This is a genomic window from Chryseobacterium wanjuense, assembly GCF_900111495.1.
GTDB lineage: Bacteria > Bacteroidota > Bacteroidia > Flavobacteriales > Weeksellaceae > Chryseobacterium > Chryseobacterium wanjuense.
This window is the reverse complement of record NZ_FOIU01000001.1, coordinates 1,440,094-1,456,190: the sequence shown is the minus strand read 5'-3', so window position 1 is coordinate 1,456,190 and position 16,097 is coordinate 1,440,094. Positions and strand designations below refer to the sequence as shown.

Annotated in this window: 13 protein-coding genes; 4 read left to right on the top strand and 9 right to left on the bottom strand. The window is 37.3% G+C overall.

Annotation, left to right across the window (positions count from 1 at the left end; all coding sequences use genetic code 11):
• Positions 1-57: 57 nt before the first annotated feature.
• Positions 58-1,977 (bottom strand): threonine--tRNA ligase, encoded by a 1,920-nt coding sequence (gene thrS, locus BMX24_RS06670; protein WP_089791263.1) that lies wholly within the window; start codon positions 1,975-1,977, stop codon positions 58-60.
• 159 nt (positions 1,978-2,136) lie between these two features.
• A complete protein-coding gene (locus tag BMX24_RS06665) occupies positions 2,137-3,681 on the bottom strand; it encodes a hypothetical protein (RefSeq protein WP_089791262.1) in 1,545 nt (514 codons plus the stop codon).
• Between the two features lie 147 nt (positions 3,682-3,828).
• On the opposite strand from BMX24_RS06665, the gene BMX24_RS06660 reads away from it, so the two are divergent.
• From BMX24_RS06660 to leuB, 4 genes are all read left to right on the top strand, one after another.
• Complete coding sequence (locus BMX24_RS06660) at positions 3,829-4,992, top strand: 2-isopropylmalate synthase (RefSeq protein WP_089791261.1); 1,164 nt, start codon at positions 3,829-3,831, stop codon at positions 4,990-4,992.
• A 29-nt stretch (positions 4,993-5,021) separates the two neighbouring features.
• On the top strand, positions 5,022-6,404 hold the full coding sequence (gene leuC, locus BMX24_RS06655; protein WP_089791260.1) for a 3-isopropylmalate dehydratase large subunit: 1,383 nt from the start codon (positions 5,022-5,024) through the stop codon (positions 6,402-6,404).
• Positions 6,405-6,718: 314 nt separating this feature from the next.
• Positions 6,719-7,327 (top strand): 3-isopropylmalate dehydratase small subunit, encoded by a 609-nt coding sequence (gene leuD / locus BMX24_RS06645; protein ID WP_089791258.1) that lies wholly within the window; start codon positions 6,719-6,721, stop codon positions 7,325-7,327.
• Positions 7,308-8,432: a 3-isopropylmalate dehydrogenase gene (gene leuB, locus BMX24_RS06640; RefSeq protein WP_089791257.1), complete on the top strand. Its 1,125-nt coding sequence runs from the start codon at positions 7,308-7,310 to the stop codon at positions 8,430-8,432. The genes leuD and leuB overlap by 20 nt, the downstream gene beginning before the upstream one ends.
• Before the next feature lie 172 nt (positions 8,433-8,604).
• Here leuB and BMX24_RS06635 read toward each other — a convergent pair whose 3' ends face one another.
• The 7 genes from BMX24_RS06635 to BMX24_RS06605 form a co-directional block, all read right to left on the bottom strand.
• Positions 8,605-8,790 carry a hypothetical protein gene (locus tag BMX24_RS06635; RefSeq protein WP_089791256.1) on the bottom strand — a complete coding sequence of 62 codons (186 nt, stop codon included), beginning with the start codon at positions 8,788-8,790 and terminating at the stop codon, positions 8,605-8,607.
• Positions 8,791-8,859: 69 nt separating this feature from the next.
• Entirely contained in the window at positions 8,860-9,468 is a 609-nt protein-coding gene (locus BMX24_RS06630; RefSeq protein ID WP_089791255.1) for a DUF4230 domain-containing protein, read from the bottom strand.
• Positions 9,469-9,471: 3 nt separating this feature from the next.
• Positions 9,472-10,038 (bottom strand): TlpA family protein disulfide reductase, encoded by a 567-nt coding sequence (locus BMX24_RS06625; RefSeq protein WP_089791254.1) that lies wholly within the window; start codon positions 10,036-10,038, stop codon positions 9,472-9,474.
• A gap of 1 nt (position 10,039) precedes the next feature.
• Entirely contained in the window at positions 10,040-10,507 is a 468-nt protein-coding gene (locus tag BMX24_RS06620; RefSeq protein ID WP_089791253.1) for a pyrophosphohydrolase domain-containing protein, read from the bottom strand.
• Between the two features lie 601 nt (positions 10,508-11,108).
• A complete protein-coding gene (locus tag BMX24_RS06615; RefSeq protein ID WP_089791252.1) occupies positions 11,109-14,039 on the bottom strand; it encodes a zinc-dependent metalloprotease in 2,931 nt (976 codons plus the stop codon).
• 204 nt (positions 14,040-14,243) lie between these two features.
• Positions 14,244-14,741: a DinB family protein gene (locus BMX24_RS06610; RefSeq protein ID WP_089791251.1), complete on the bottom strand. Its 498-nt coding sequence runs from the start codon at positions 14,739-14,741 to the stop codon at positions 14,244-14,246.
• 25 nt (positions 14,742-14,766) lie between these two features.
• A complete protein-coding gene (locus BMX24_RS06605; protein WP_089791250.1) occupies positions 14,767-15,906 on the bottom strand; it encodes an acyl-CoA dehydrogenase family protein in 1,140 nt (379 codons plus the stop codon).
• Positions 15,907-16,097: the final 191 nt, after the last annotated feature.

Genomic DNA, 16,097 nt, shown 5'->3' with positions numbered 1-16,097 from the left:
AAGATCAAAAGATTAATTGCTTTAAAATTTTCAAATCTTTAATTTTTAAATATCATTTTATATTGCTGCTTCTTTCTTAAAGTAAGCTACAAAATCTTCCATATTCATCACTCCAAGATCTCCTTCGCCACGTCTTCTTACAGAAATTGTGCCGTCTTTTTCTTCATTTTCACCTACAACCAGCATGAATGGGATCTTGTTCAATTCCGCATCACGGATCTTTTTCCCTGTCTTTTCGTTTCTGTCATCAATCTGACCGCTAATATCGTGATTTTCTAAAAATTGTGAAACTTTTTTAGCATAATCTACATATTTTTCACTGATCGGAAGAATGATAAACTGATCCGGGCTCAACCACAGTGGGAAATCTCCCGCAGTATTTTCAAGCAAAATCGCGATAAAACGCTCCATAGAACCAAACGGCGCTCTGTGGATCATTACCGGTCTGTGTTTTTCATTATCGTTTCCGATATAGTGAAGGTCGAATCTTTCCGGCAAATTATAATCAACCTGGATAGTTCCAAGCTGCCATTTTCTACCTAAGGCGTCTTTCACCATGAAATCCAGTTTCGGACCGTAGAATGCCGCTTCACCATATTCAATAACCGTTGTCAGATTTTTGTTTTTTGCTGCTGTGATGATCGCGTTTTCCGCTTTTTCCCAGTTCTCATCAGAACCGATATATTTTTCTCTGTTATCAGGATCTCTCAACGAAACCTGAGTCACAAAATCTTCAAAACCTAAAGATTTGAAAACGTACAATACAAGATCGATTACCGCTTCAAATTCTCCCAATAGCTGATCCGGAGTACAGAAAAGGTGGGCGTCGTCCTGAGTAAATCCACGAACTCTTGTCAAACCGTGAAGCTCTCCGCTTTGCTCATATCTGTACACAGTTCCGAATTCTGCATATCTTTTCGGCAAATCTCTGTAGCTCCATTGTGAAGTTTTGTAAATTTCACAGTGGTGAGGGCAGTTCATCGGCTTCAGCATAAATTCTTCTCCTTCATTCGGAGTTTTGATCGGCTGGAAGCTGTCTGCTCCGTATTTATCCCAGTGTCCTGAAGTTACATACAATTCTTTTGCCCCGATGTGAGGCGTCATTACAAATTCATAACCTCCTTTTTTCTGAGCTGCAGAAAGGAAATTTTCTAATTTTCTTCTCAAAGCAGTTCCTTTTGGCAACCAAAGTGGTAAACCGGCACCTACTTTTTCAGAGAATGCAAAAATCCCAAGTTCTTTACCTAGTTTTCTGTGGTCTCTTCTTTTTGCTTCTTCTAATCTTTCAAGATATTCTGATAAATCTTTCTGTTTAGGAAAAGAAATACCGTAAACTCTCGTTAATTGAGGATTTTTTTCGTTTCCTCTCCAGTATGCTCCGGCTGCATTTAAAATCTTAACCGCCTTTACAATACTCGTATTTGGAATGTGTCCTCCACGACAAAGATCTGTGAAATCATCGTGAGTCACAAAAGTGATTTCTCCGTCATTAAGATTAGAGATCAGTTCTACTTTATAAGGATTATCTGCATATACTTTCAACGCCTCTTCCTTAGAAACAGGGTATAATGAAAAAGTTGAAGCTTTTTTAGCATTTTCCAATACTTTTTTCTCAATTTTTTCGAAGTCTTTTTCAGATAAACTTTCGTCGCCGAAATCTACGTCATAGTAGAATCCGCTTTCGATAGCAGGACCGATGGTCAACTTAGCATTAGGATAAAACTCAAGGATAGCCTGCGCCAAAAGGTGGGCAGAAGAGTGCCAGAAAGCTTTCTTTCCAAGATCATCATTCCATGTCAATAACTGTACCGTAGAATCCGTGGTTATAGGTGTGGTCGTCTCTACTTGTTTGTCATTTACAACTGCGGAAATGGTATTTCTAGCCAATCCCTCGCTTATAGATTTTGCCACATCTAGCGGAGTAACTCCCGCCTCGAATTCTTTGACGCTATTGTCTGGAAGTGTAATTTTTATCATTGTTTACTAAGAAATTTTAAAATGCAAAAATACGGAATTTTTAGATAAAAAACTACATCTATGCTTCCTATAGATAAGATTTAATACGAATTGCCAATAAAATTTGTTTTTAATAATTAAGAAAATTTCAAAGCATTCATTACAAATGAGTTAAAATTTTTAATTCTTTCTCTTATATCGAACTTTTTCTTTTATAATTTCAATTACATCAACATTTCTCACCTTAGATTTTACCCAACCGTGAATATCGATGTACAATAATGATCTTCTGTAGTACTCGTTTCCGGAAAAAATTTCAAGCTTTTTATCAAATTCTTTGAAAGCTTCCACCTGCTTATCCGGCGTCAGATTATTGAGGTTTTTGAAAAATGTGATGCTTTCAAAATGAAACTCATCAGGCTTTTTCATTTTTCTCGCAAACTTCAGCGTTGTTTTGATAAACTCGTCATAATCTTCATCATTCCCCGATTCATGTTTTGCCATTAAAATCAGAATTCTCGTGTGAAACAGCAAATCTTCCTGTACATTTCCTTTGGATTCAATGACTTTCCGGGAATACTGGACAGATTCTTTAAATTTTTTACTTCCAAAAAACATGGCTGCCATTTTCAGGTAAAGAATCATAAAATGGTGGTCATCAATTTTATCCCGGAGTTTTTCCATTTTCAATTCTATCTCAGGAATTAATTTCGTCCCGGAAAAAAATTCTCCTTTCACAAAATGAATATTCATTAAAGTATTATAATGTGTCAGAAAAACAAGCGATTGTATATTTTCATTTTGAGTAAAACTTGAATCTGAAACCGTTTCATTAAATTGTTTAAAACTATCTTCCAGAATATCAATATTTCCATAGAGGAAAAGGATTTTCAACAGGTACGTATTCCCTTTGATATACCAAACGGGATGGCTTACAATCATTTCAGGATTTTTGTGAAATAAATCCACCCACTGAAAAGCATACTTTAATGTATATTTATATTCCTGAAGCAGCTGATTTTTCCAGACATGGGCTTTGAAATACCATAATTTCTCCGTAAAATTCAGTTTTTCAAAGTTAATTTTCTGAATCTGGGCATTAAAAATTTCCATGATTTCGGCTCTGTCTTCATCATTTTTTACATATCCGTGCGTCAGCATTTCACTATATAATTTCAGCGAAAGATTGGATAATTCGGTTGCATAATGATTTTGCTTGCTGATTTCTGTAGATTGGTTAATTAATTCATCGGCGCGACCTTCGATACTTCGCGTAATAAATTGTGATTCAATTACTTTTTCAAGGTCAATAATTTCCGAAGCAATACTTTTTTCATCTAAATCTAACGCTGCATGCTTGGTTTTATCTAAAATTTTTAAAGCCTGTTTATACAACCCTTTTTGATATAAAATATTCGCAAAATCGAGTTGTTCACGTAATTGTATTCTATAATTCTGATGACTCGGATTCATTCTTAAACTCACCAAAATTTGTTTATAAAGATGCGCTTTCAAATTGGATAATTGCTGTTTCGTAGAAATTTTCTTGTCAAGAATAATATTTTCATCATATTCTTTCATCTTATCCATTTCTGAAAAGAGTAGGAGAAATTTGGCATCTACATTTATTCCGAGACGGTTTACATACAACTTGAATTGCCTTTTTTCGGAGGTTGTTAATGACTTGATCAGTACAAATAAAAAATCTTTCTGCAATTCTGCCATTGTAAATTTATAGAATTTAAAAATTTGATTATCAATTACATAAAATCAAAAATCAACATTTTGAGTATTGTAATTTTTAAGAAAAATGAAAATTAAAAAACAATTCAACTTTCTAGTTTTGAATCAAAATTAAGTAAAAACTTCATTATGAAATCCGAAAAAATTGAAATTTTTGATACCACGCTGCGTGATGGAGAACAGGTTCCGGGTTGTAAATTGAATACAGAACAAAAATTGATCATTGCAGAAAAGCTCGATGAACTCGGAGTGGATGTTATTGAAGCCGGTTTCCCGATTTCAAGTCCGGGAGATTTTCATTCTGTTTCGGAAATTTCAAAATTAGTAAAAAATGCAAAAGTTTGTGGCTTAACGAGAGCCAATCAGAAAGACATAGACACCGCTGCAGAAGCATTAAGATACGCCAAAAGACCACGAATCCATACGGGAATCGGAACATCAGATTCACATATAAAATATAAATTCAATTCAAACAGAGAAGATATCATTGAGCGTGCGGTTCAAGCCGTTAAATACGCAAAAACATTCGTTGAAGACGTAGAATTCTACGCAGAAGATGCAGGAAGAACGGACAATGAATATTTGGCGAGAGTCTGTGAAGAAGTTATCAAAGCCGGCGCCACTGTCCTGAACATCCCTGATACAACCGGATATTGCCTGCCTGAAGAATATGGCGAAAAAATAAAATATTTGAGAGAAAATGTCAGCGGCATTGACAAGGCTATTCTGTCTTGTCATTGCCACAATGATTTGGGATTGGCAACTGCAAACTCCATTTCCGGCGTGATCAACGGAGCCAGACAAATAGAATGCACCATCAACGGACTTGGAGAAAGAGCCGGAAACACCGCTTTGGAAGAGGTCGTGATGATTTTAAAACAACACAGAAATCTACAATTATATACTGATATCAATTCCAGAATGCTCAATTCTATGAGCATTTTGGTTTCTGATCTTATGGGAATGCCCGTTCAGCCAAATAAAGCGATTGTCGGAGCCAATGCCTTTGCGCACAGCTCAGGAATACATCAGGACGGCGTGATCAAAAACAGGGAAACGTACGAAATTATCGATCCTGAAGAAGTGGGTGTAAATGCTTCTACGATTGTATTGACAGCGAGAAGCGGACGTTCTGCTTTAGCATACAGATTCAAGCATATCGGTTTTGATGTTACTAAAAACGAGCTCGATTTTCTGTATCAGGAATTTTTAAAAATCGCTGACATGAAGAAAGAAGTCAACAACGATGATCTAAGTTCTATCATTGAAAAAGTGACAAGAAAAATAGGGTAGGATTTGATATTAAATGAGATAAAATTAAAATGAATAACGATAAAAAAACATTATTTGACAAAGTTTGGGATGCTCACGTTGTAGAAACGATTCCCGACGGGCCTCAAATTATTTATATTGACAAACACCTGATTCATGAAGTGACCAGTCCACAGGCTTTTGCAGAACTGGAAGCCAGAAATCTCGAAGTTTTCAGACCAAAACAGATCGTCGCAACAGCCGATCACAACGTTCCGACATTGGATCAGGATAAGCCGATTCGTGATGAGTCGTCGAGAAATCAGGTGGAGCAGCTAACAGAAAACTGTCAGAAAAACAATATTGAGCTTTATGGTTTAGGCCATCAATACCAGGGAATCGTTCATATCATCGCGCCCGAACTGGGAATCACTCAGCCGGGAATGAGCATTGTCTGCGGTGACAGCCATACTTCTACACATGGCGCTTTCGGAGCCATTGCCTTTGGAATCGGGACGAGTCAGGTGGCGCAGGTTTTTGCGAGCCAGTGTCTGTTGCTGAATAAGCCGAAATCGATGAGAATTACCGTTAATGGTAAACTAAATAAAAATGTTCAACCGAAAGATGTGATTTTGTACATCATTTCAAGGGTCGGAACCGACGGCGGAACCGGATATTTCTGTGAATATGCCGGAAATGTTTTTGAAGAAATGTCGATGGAAGGCAGAATGACAGTATGCAATATGAGCATCGAAATGGGAGCCAGAGGCGGAATGATTGCGCCTGATGAAACCACTTTCAACTATGTTAAAGGAAGAACTTTTGCGCCAAATGGTGAAGACTGGGAAGAAAAATTAGACTATTGGAAAACATTGAAAACTGACGACGAAGCTGTTTTTGATGCAGAATTTTCTTTTGATGCCTCTGAAATTTATCCCATGATTACCTACGGAACCAACCCGGGAATGGGAATTTCCATTAATCAGAATATTCCGAGTCCGCAGAATGAATCGGAGGAAAAAGCACTGAAATACATGGGGTTAAAAGCCGGACAGGCACTTTCTGATATTAAAGTCAATTATGTTTTCATCGGAAGCTGCACCAATGCGAGAATTGAAGATTTCCGTTCTGCAGCGAATTATATTAAAGGGAAAAGTAAATCAGAACACGTTCAGGCTCTGATTGTTCCGGGATCGCAACAGGTTGTAAAACAGATTTTTGAGGAAGGTTTGGATAAAATTTTCAATGAAGCTGGTTTTCAGATCCGGCAACCGGGCTGTTCGGCGTGTCTGGCGATGAACGATGATAAAATTCCGGAAGGTGAATATTGTGTTTCCACTTCCAACAGAAATTTTGAGGGAAGACAAGGGCAGGGCGCAAGAACGATTCTGGCAAGTCCGCTGACTGCGGCGAAAGTTGCTATCGAAGGGAAAATTTCAGTCTTTGAAAACTGATTATAAAGTAAATTTTATTTCATAAGTTAAAAGTCAATTGTTAATTAAAAAATAAACTTGTTTAAACTTTTTTAAAATTATTTTTCCAAGAAGTTTGTCAAAAAATCTTGTGTTTCATTTCAAGGGATTGCTTCTTCACTTCGTTCATCGCAACGATGACTGCAACTCTAACCCCGATAGGAACGGCATCCTTTTTTATTGCGGCTGGAGCAAAGCGGAAGCCGTAATAAAAAAGATGCAGCACTTCGACAGGCTCAGCATAAATTCCAAGCGGGATTAAGCTTCTAAAAAAATAAAAAATAATTAAAACTAAAATGCAAAAATTAGTCATTATAAAATCTCAGGCAATTCCGTTGCCGATGGAAAATATAGATACAGACCAGATTATTCCTGCCAGATTTTTAAAAAGTATCGATAAAAACGGCTTTGGAGATAATCTTTTCAGGGATTGGAGGTATAATGTTCATACGAATGAGCCGAATCCTGATTTTGTTTTAAATAACCCGAAATACAGCGGTGAAATTCTCGTTGCCGGAAACAATTTCGGTTGCGGAAGCAGCAGGGAACACGCGGCATGGTCTTTGACGGATTTTGGTTTCAAGGTTGTTGTTTCAAGCTTTTATGCTGATATTTTTAAAGGCAATGCTTTGAACAACGGATTGCTGCCTGTAAAAGTTTCCGAAGGTTTTTTAAAGGAAATTTTAAACGGTATTACTGAAAATCCCGAAAAGGAAATTACGGTGGATGTGGAAAACCAGACCATCACTTTCGACAATACCACAGAAAATTTTGAGCTGGATTCTTATAAAAAAATATGTCTGATGAACGGGTACGATGATATCGACTTTCTAATCAGCAAAAAACAGGCGATCAAAGAATTTGAACTAAAAACACAAAAAGTATATGAACAAAAATCAATTTAAAATTGCAGTGCTTCCGGGAGACGGAATCGGTCCGGAAGTGATTGGTGAGAGTATTAAAATCCTGAATGCCATTGCCGAAGCTTTTCATTATACATTCGAATTTACGTACGGATTGATGGGGGCTGAAGCGATCTACCAGACAGGAAATCCTCTTCCCGACGAAACGTTGAAAATCTGCAAAGAATCTGATGCCGTGCTTTTCGGAGCCATCGGTGATCCGGCTTTTGATAATAATCCCGATGCAAAAGTGCGCCCCGAACAGGGTTTATTGAAACTTCGTAAAGAGCTTGGCCTTTTTGCCAATATCAGACCTTTGAAAATGTATTCTTCATTAATAGAGAAAAGTCCTTTAAAAAAAGAAATTATTGAAGGAACTGATATCCAGATTTTCAGGGAACTGGTGAGTGGGATTTATTTTGGGGAAAAATTCACGGAAGAAAATGGGGAATATGCCTATGATGTCTGCAAATACAGCCGCGAAGATATTATTCCGATTGTACACATGGCTTTCCAGGAAGCGCAAAAACGCAGGAAAAAATTAACTTTAATTGATAAAGCCAACGTACTGGACACTTCAAGATTATGGAGAAAAGTGTGCAAGGAAATTGCCTCGGAATATCCTGATGTAGAGCTGGATTTTATGTTTGTTGATAATGCTGCGATGCAGTTGATTTTAAATCCGAAACAGTTTGATGTGATCGTTACGGAAAATATGTTCGGAGATATTATTTCTGATGAAGCGAGTGTGATCGGAGGTTCTATCGGGCTTCTTCCATCGGCTTCTATTGGTGAAAGTAATGCTTTATTTGAACCGATCCATGGTTCTTATCCTCAAGCTAAAGGAAAGGGAATTGCTAATCCGATTGCCTCTATTTTGAGTACCGCAATGATGCTTGATTATCTTAAACTAGAACAAGCCGCAGAAAAGCTCAGAAAATCGGTGGAATATGCGATTGAAAACAAATACGTCACCGTAGACCTGAAAGCTGAACAGCCTTATTCTACGAGTGAAGTAGGAAGTTTCATCGCCGATTATATTAAATTTTCCGAGAAGTCTTACTATAATTTTGAAAATGTAAAAATCGGAAAATCAACGATTGTGTAAAAAATAAATTGTCAATTTTGGCTTCGTGAGTCAAATAGTTAGTAATTAGATAGTCCATAGAACTGGCAAGCGAAGCAAATTGATAATTGATCAACCTGGTTGACTTTTATTTGTATATTTTTTTTCTAAAAAGGTTCCGCCTCGATGAGGCAGAACCTTTTTTATGTTTCAATTATTCCTTCGTGTTGTCGGTTTTTCCTGATTTGTTTTTGGAAGACTTTTGTACATCTTCTTTACTAATATCAGGCGGATTTGTTTTCTTCGACGAAGCAGGAATATTTGGGAAATCCTGATTTTGTCTTTTTGTTTCTGCCGTATTTGCAGATTCTTTGCCTTTTTTATTTCCTTTTGAGTCCATAACTTTGAAATTTAAAAGTTTGAAGTTCAGAGTTTCGGGTTCAAGGTTTAATGTTTAGAGTTTAAAGTTTTATAATCCTAAAACGCCTAATTTCCCTGTCTGATCTTCTATTGTATAATTCAAAGCCTTTGCCAAAACGAAAATATTATCAAGATTTTCCATTAATTGTTTACGTCCTTCTGTTCTCAGCTGATTTTGATTAACAGATTTAATTGCCGTTTCTTTTGCCTTTTGAGTTACATTTTTGATGTCTTTCTCAGAAATCCTGTTAATAAAAGAATCATCCAGCGATTGAATTTCCACGCTTGGAGTAATTCTGATGTCTGCATCTGGAAGCTCTTTAATTATCAGTTTTTTATTAATGGAATCTACTTCCAGCTTCATTTTATTAAGATCGTAAGAAACCTGTGCATTGGTTTTGGTGTACGTGATAATGCTGTTGCTGGAAACTTCTTTACCAAAAAATTCGTAGCCCATTTTGGTCTTCTGCATCGAAGATGTATTCTGTTCGATGACTACCATTTTATTCATTTTGGAGATCTGGTTGGTCAGGATATAATAATCCGACTGTTCCGTTTTTTTTCCAAAATTTAAACAGGATTTTAAGCCAAAAAACAGAAGCACCATCACAAGAACTCCCGCAAAAAAAGGTATTAATATGATTCTGAAATTTTTCAAATCTTATTTTTTAAAAATTTCATCAATAACAGACTTATCATCTTTCTTTAAAATCTCTGCCAAATCTCTTTCGATATAGCCGCTTTTAGGCATTTCTACGATTCTTCCTATTTCTTTGCCGTATTTCTGAACAATAATCGTAGGAACTTTCTGAATATTAAAAAGTCCTTCATCGCCGTTCGGAGATTCTTTTTTACGGTTTAAAGCTATGATTGTCAGTTTATTTTCCGGATATTTCAATTCATCCAAAATTCTCATTAATCTTGGAAAATCTCTGTGGCTGTCTTCGCACCAGGTTCCCATGAATACGATAATATTGTAAGAATTGATCTTATCTTTTCTTAATTCAGTGATTGCTTTCTGATCCACCGCATATTCGTCGTGTTCTTTCACATACCAGTCTGCGTAAGGAGCCTTTAGGAACTGATCTCTTAGCTGGTTACCCAGAAGCATTTTGCCGTCATTGGTGGTTTCCACTTCGCGGTTTACCACAACTTTTTGAGCATTTACCTGCTGAGCCGTAAAAGCCATGCAGGAAACAACAGCAATATTTGTAATAATTTTTTTCATATTATTTTTCGATAATTGTCTTCAAATCAGCAGGAGAGTAGTATTTGTTTTTCAAGACTTTATGATCTACCTGTCTGTAAACATTATATTTTTCTCCGGATTTTTCGTAGAAAGATTCTACTTCTTTTTCTTTATAAAATTCTACCGTTTCCTGTGCCTGTTCTTCATTATCGCAAGCTTTAGACATATTGGAACGCTGAACTTCGTTGAATAGCTCTACAAATTTGTTGCCAAGTCCGAATTCCAGGACAGCTCCGCTCAATACATACTGCAAATCGCAAAGGGCGTCGGCAATTTCTACGATATCGTTATCTGCAATAGCTTGTTTTAATTCGTTTAATTCTTCCTGTAAAAGTTCAACTCTAAGGTTGCATCTTTCCGGCGAAGGAATCTGCGGTGTCTCTAAAATAGGGGCTTTGAAAGTGGTGTGGAATTCTGCTACCTGGTTCAGACTGTCAATTTTATCCATGAATATTTTTTATTTAAGGCAAATATAAATATTAGGTTTTAGATATGGGGAATTAGGGCTTAGGTTTTTTGTTGAATTATTTTTGTTAATGCTGTGTTCGGTTTGTCATTCTGATGAAGCAAGAATCTCAACAGCCAAAAGATGTATAGTTTTTCCCACAAATCTCTCAGATTTACACAGATTATTGTGAATATTGGTGAAAATATTTGTGTTTAAATATTTTTTCAGAGCTAGGGATAAAGTTCTGCCAATCAAAACCTAACAGGTTTTAAAAACCTGTTAGGTTTGAATCCACAAAGTTTGTCATCGTGTCAAGAATCTAAGTGTAGTTTAGAAAAAAAGAATGGAAAGAATCATGCCTAGATCCTTGACAGGATGACAAACAGAGCAGCAAAATTTTAATACAATTAAATTATACAGAAACAGATGTTTCGACTGCTTCGCGCTCAACATGACAGTGCGAAAAAAAGATACAGTAAGATCCCGAAACTCAAAACTCAAAACTCAAAACTCGCATCCCGAAACCCCAAACCCGAAACAAAAAAAGACTGCCCGTTTCCGGACAGCCTTTTATCTCAAGATTGTAATTGAGTAATGATCATTAGTTTTTGATGAATCTCTTCGTGATTTCCCCTATCTGAATCATGTAAGCTCCTTTAATAAGTCCGCTTACATTTACAGATCCTCTTTGAAGTTTTCCTGAGCTGATTAGTTTTCCACCCATATCGAAGATTTTGTAATCTTCTGACGTCGTGTTTGAAATATTTAAAATATCTTTTGCAGGATTCGGATACAGTTTAATATCTGTAAGCAGATCTTTTATATCAAGGATTTCTCCTTTACCTGATGAAACAATATTTAATGTATAATCTTCAACCTGCCCGTACGTATAAGACCCGCAAGAAGATGTAGGTACAGAGCTGTACTTCATCATCACTCTCATTCTTGTTGTTCCAAGAGATGCCGCTGCCGGAATAGTGATAGACCCTGTAGCCGGAGTCGTTGTAGAACCTGCTTTAGACCAAGCTAATTCACCACTGTCTGTGAAATCGCCGTCTTTATTGTAATCAATATAAACTGCATATGCTTCACTGTACACTGTTGATGTCCAAACCGGAGTTACGGAAATCGTGTAAGCAGAACCTCTGGTTACGTTGGTAGAAACAGAAGTAAAATCTTCGTATCCTGCCGTACCTGTAGAAGTATTATTGATGGTTCCGAACTTCACATTTCCGATTCTTTCGTCACCTGTATTCGTTGCAGAAGCTGAACAATAAGTTACTGTACTTCCCGCAAGAGTCGTTACGCTTACCGTGTTGCTTGATGGCGAAACATTTCCTGCCGCATCTTTTGCTTTTACAGAGAAGCTATACGTTGTTGAAGGAGTCAAGCTGGTTACAGTGTAAGAAGTCGAAGCTGTGGAACCGATCAGTGAAGCCCCTTGATAAACATCGTAACCCGTAACTGCTACGTTATCCGTGGCTCCTGACCAAGAAAGATTTGTGCTTGTAGAAGTAGTGCCTGAAGCTGCCAATACAGGAGCAGTAGGAGCGACGGTGTCTGTTCCTCCGGAACCTGCATTTACAGTGATATTTGCATTATTTACGTCAAAGAAAATATGGTTTGAACCTTTTACCATAATTCTTCCGGTAGTTGTTGCAGAATTTGGAATTGTTACCGCCTGAGAACCGTCATTTGGAGTTCCAGCCAATAGAGTAGACCATGTTGTTCCTGAGTCTGTAGACCAAAGAATGTCTACGTTGGCAGCATTTACGCCATTTGCCGTAGTTCCTGCAACGTTCCATGTAATGGTTTGAGAAGTTCCTCCCGTATATGTTGTCGCTGAATTTTGTGAACTTACACTGAAAGGTCCTGCTGTTCCGTTGACAGTGATTAATGCATCATCAGAATTATTTCCTGAACCTCCGGCTCTGTTGTCGCGAACAGTAAATCTGAAATTATATGATCTTGCCACATTGGATAAGGCTTCAACAGTGATTTCTGAACCGGCAGTCGTTGTTGCTCCCGTTAAAATTGAAGCCATTCTTGGGAAATACCTTGTTGGAGAAGCTATCGGCGTCCAGGATCTGAAAGTTGGTCCTGAAGCTTTTGTTGCGCTTGCTGCGGAACTTGCTCCTGTTTGGGAAGATGAAGCATTGTCCATTTGTTCCCAGATGTATGTTAAAGAATCTCCGTTGGCATCTGTTCCGGTTCCTGTTAACATAAATGGTGTTCCTTTTGGAATGGTATAATCTAACCCTGCGTTTGCTGTTGGAATTGAATTTCCTGTGTTTGTGCTTACCGGGCAGGTTTTAGCTTTAATATTATTGGTGATCTGCTGAATACTGATCGCATGGAAAAACGCATCTGAGTGCGGCTGAATATCCTGAGAAGTAATTCCCGCATATCCCATGATGGTTGATCCGGATCCCGGCTCCATGTTGGCGCCTGTTCCTTCATTGCTCATCGAGAAAGTGTGATTTCCGCCGAACTGATGCCCCATTTCATGAGCTACATAATCGATATCGAAATTATCACCGGATGGAATAGCATCTGCAGGAGACGTATATCCGCTTCCTTTAGAACCGTTTGTACACACGCAGCCGATACAGCCCGCATTTCCGCCACCTCCTGAAGCTCCGAACAAGTGACCGATGTCGTAGTTTGCTTCACCAATAACGGATGTTAAAGTAGACTGCAACTGAGAATTCCAGTTGTTCATCTGTGCTGCAGGAGAATATGGATCTGAAGAAGCACTTGTATAGATTACAGCATCATTATTGGCAATTAAAACCATTCTTGCTGCAAAATCTTTTTCAAAAACTCCGTTTACACGAGTCATCGTATTGTTCATTGCGGCTAAAGCATTGGCTTTTGTACCACCAAAATAAGCGGTGTATTCTCCTGTGCTGGAAAGTGCCAATCTGAAGGTTCTTAATTTTGCATCATCTGCGTTGGGTCTTGCAGCCACATTGGTATTAGCTACCCCTTTTTGAGCAACATCAATTACGGTACACTCAAATTTATTAAGATCATCTTTTTTATCTGATTTTTTATAAACCACATAGGTAGAAAGATCTTTGGTATAAGGTTCGATAAAAACGGCAGATTTGTCGCCATAGATCTCCATTGATGATAACCCAAGTGGAGAAACGCTGAAATAAACTGTAGAATTTGGGTCATTTAATCCTTCACCAACATAAGATTTGATATCAGGATATTTTGCCGCCAGTTCAGGATCGAAGTTGGAATTTTCTCTTACTTTGAAATTTTCCATTTTCCCTTCAGAATTCGGGAAAGAAATAATGATCTCTGATTTTTCTCCGGCTGCAAGTCTTTTTGGTGCGTTGGCCAGAGCATTTTTCAATCCGTTAATGTTCAGGCTGTAAACCTTAGGATTGATAATGTTTGTTTTGTTTTCAAAGATCTCAGATGTTGTTTTTCTTGAACTTTCAGACCAGAGACGATCGGTCTGCGCGAAAGAAATGCCCGTTATCAGAAGCATTCCAATCATGGATAATTGTTTTTTCATATAAATTCTCTTTTGATTGTGGAATATCAAAGCTAATAAAAATTTAATTATGAAAAACAAAATTTTTTAAGAAAATTTTAGACTATTCATTTAAAATATTATGCAATACATTGAATATGTTTGAATTTTTATTTTCTCAAAAAAAGAAAATAGCACACGCGAAATACGTGTGCTATTTGGTTTATTAATGATAATTCTAAATTTTTAGAACTTGTCGTCAGCAGTTGGTCCGTACAATCCGGGAACTTTATTTCCTGTAGATCTTAAATAAACTACCAACTCACCTCTGTGATGATACAAATGATTGTACAAAAACGAGCGAATCACCTGAATTCTCGGCATAGGAGGGAAGAGTGTATTTCCGCCCATTTCCATTCTCCATTCATTAAAATAAGTATTTTCGTCTGAGTTTTCTAAAACTTGTTTAGCTTTAGCAACATTTTCCTCAAACTTTGCTACAATATTTTCTGCCTTAGAGATATCTCCTTTGTCATACTGATATGTTCCCATATCGAAAACATCCTCATTAAAAGTAGAATCAAACCAATTATAAACTTCTGCAATGTGAGAAGCCAATTGACCTGTTGTCCAGTTGATTTCAGAAGGTTTAAAATCCAAAGCGCTGTCCGGAATTGCCTGTAAAAGTTTTCTTGTGCTTTCTGCTTCATACAGAAACTCACCTAATAATGCCTGTTTGATCATTTGTATGTTTTTTTTTAAAATAATTTTATTTCGTGATATCTCTTCCGATTACCAGTCTCTGGATCTCAGAAGTACCTTCACCGATCGTGCAAAGCTTAGAATCTCTGTAGAATTTTTCAGCAGGGAAGTCCTTTGTATATCCGTATCCGCCGAAAATCTGAACTGCATTGTTTGAAATTCTTACACAAGCTTCTGAAGCATATAGTTTTGCCATAGCTCCTTCTCTTGTCATTTTTTGTTTCGCATTTTTCAAAGTAGAAGCTCTGTGGATAAGAAGTTCTGCAGCGTCGATTTCTGTTGCCATATCTGCCAACATGAAGTTGATCGCCTGGAATTCTGAAATCGATTTTCCGAACTGGTGTCTTTCTTTAGCATATTTTAAAGCAGCTTTGTAAGCTCCTCTTGCTGTTCCTAAACTTAAAGCAGCGATAGAAATTCTACCTCCGTCAAGGATTTTCATAGCCTGTTTGAAACCTTCTCCCACTTCTCCCAATCTGTGAGAATCAGGAACACGAACGTTATCGAAAATCAATTCCGCTGTTTCAGAAGCTCTCATTCCCAGTTTATTTTCTTTTTTACCGGAAGTGAAGCCAGCCATTCCTTTTTCTAATACGAAAGCTGTTGAATTGTTTTTTGCACCTTTTTCACCCGTTCTTGTCATTACCACGGCGATGTCACCGGAAATAGCATGAGTGATGAAGTTTTTAGCACCATTAATGATCCATTCGTCACCGTCTTTTACGGCTGTAGTAGACATTCCTCCTGAATCTGAACCTGTATTGTGCTCCGTAAGTCCCCAAGCTCCGATTACTTTACCAGAAGCCAGCTGAGGAAGCCATTTATTTCTTTGTTCTTCGTTTCCGAATTCATAAATATGATTAGTACAAAGTGAATTGTGCGCTGCTACCGAAAGCCCGATAGACGGATCTACCTGAGAAATCTCATCAAGGATTGTGACATACTCATGATAACCAAGACCAGAACCTCCATATTGCTCAGGAATCACGATCCCCATAAAACCCATTTCTCCTAACTGATGAAATAAATCTTTCGGGAAAGTCTGACTTTCATCCCACTCCATAATATTAGGTCTAATATTCTTTTCAGCAAATTCTTTTGCCGTTTCCGCTATCATTTTGATATTGTCAATAGTCTCTGTATTCATATAGATAAATAGTTAGTTCCCAAAGATAACCAAATTGGCTGAACGTCCAAAAAAATTATTCAAACCATAGCACGCCTTTCGCAAAACTTTAATTTTCAATTTTTTATATTTTAAGAATTAACCATTTTTTAATAAAAAATTCCGAACTTTAAGTATATTTATTTACTATTTTAGTCACCCATTTTTTTAAG

Excerpts from the sequence above, each read along its gene's own strand:
- leuB (WP_089791257.1), top strand. The coding sequence starts at position 7,308 with ATGAACAAAAATCAATTTAAAATTGCAGTGCTTCCGGGAGACGGAATC.
- BMX24_RS06615 (WP_089791252.1), bottom strand. The coding sequence starts at position 14,039 with ATGAAAAAACAATTATCCATGATTGGAATGCTTCTGATAACGGGCATT.
- BMX24_RS06620 (WP_089791253.1), bottom strand. The coding sequence starts at position 10,507 with ATGGATAAAATTGACAGTCTGAACCAGGTAGCAGAATTCCACACCACT.
- BMX24_RS06605 (WP_089791250.1), bottom strand. The coding sequence starts at position 15,906 with ATGAATACAGAGACTATTGACAATATCAAAATGATAGCGGAAACGGCA.
- BMX24_RS06660 (WP_089791261.1), top strand. The coding sequence starts at position 3,829 with ATGAAATCCGAAAAAATTGAAATTTTTGATACCACGCTGCGTGATGGA.
- leuD (WP_089791258.1), top strand. The coding sequence starts at position 6,719 with ATGCAAAAATTAGTCATTATAAAATCTCAGGCAATTCCGTTGCCGATG.
- BMX24_RS06635 (WP_089791256.1), bottom strand. The coding sequence starts at position 8,790 with ATGGACTCAAAAGGAAATAAAAAAGGCAAAGAATCTGCAAATACGGCA.
- BMX24_RS06625 (WP_089791254.1), bottom strand. The coding sequence starts at position 10,038 with ATGAAAAAAATTATTACAAATATTGCTGTTGTTTCCTGCATGGCTTTT.
- BMX24_RS06665 (WP_089791262.1), bottom strand. The coding sequence starts at position 3,681 with ATGGCAGAATTGCAGAAAGATTTTTTATTTGTACTGATCAAGTCATTA.
- thrS (WP_089791263.1), bottom strand. The coding sequence starts at position 1,977 with ATGATAAAAATTACACTTCCAGACAATAGCGTCAAAGAATTCGAGGCG.
- BMX24_RS06610 (WP_089791251.1), bottom strand. The coding sequence starts at position 14,741 with ATGATCAAACAGGCATTATTAGGTGAGTTTCTGTATGAAGCAGAAAGC.
- leuC (WP_089791260.1), top strand. The coding sequence starts at position 5,022 with ATGAATAACGATAAAAAAACATTATTTGACAAAGTTTGGGATGCTCAC.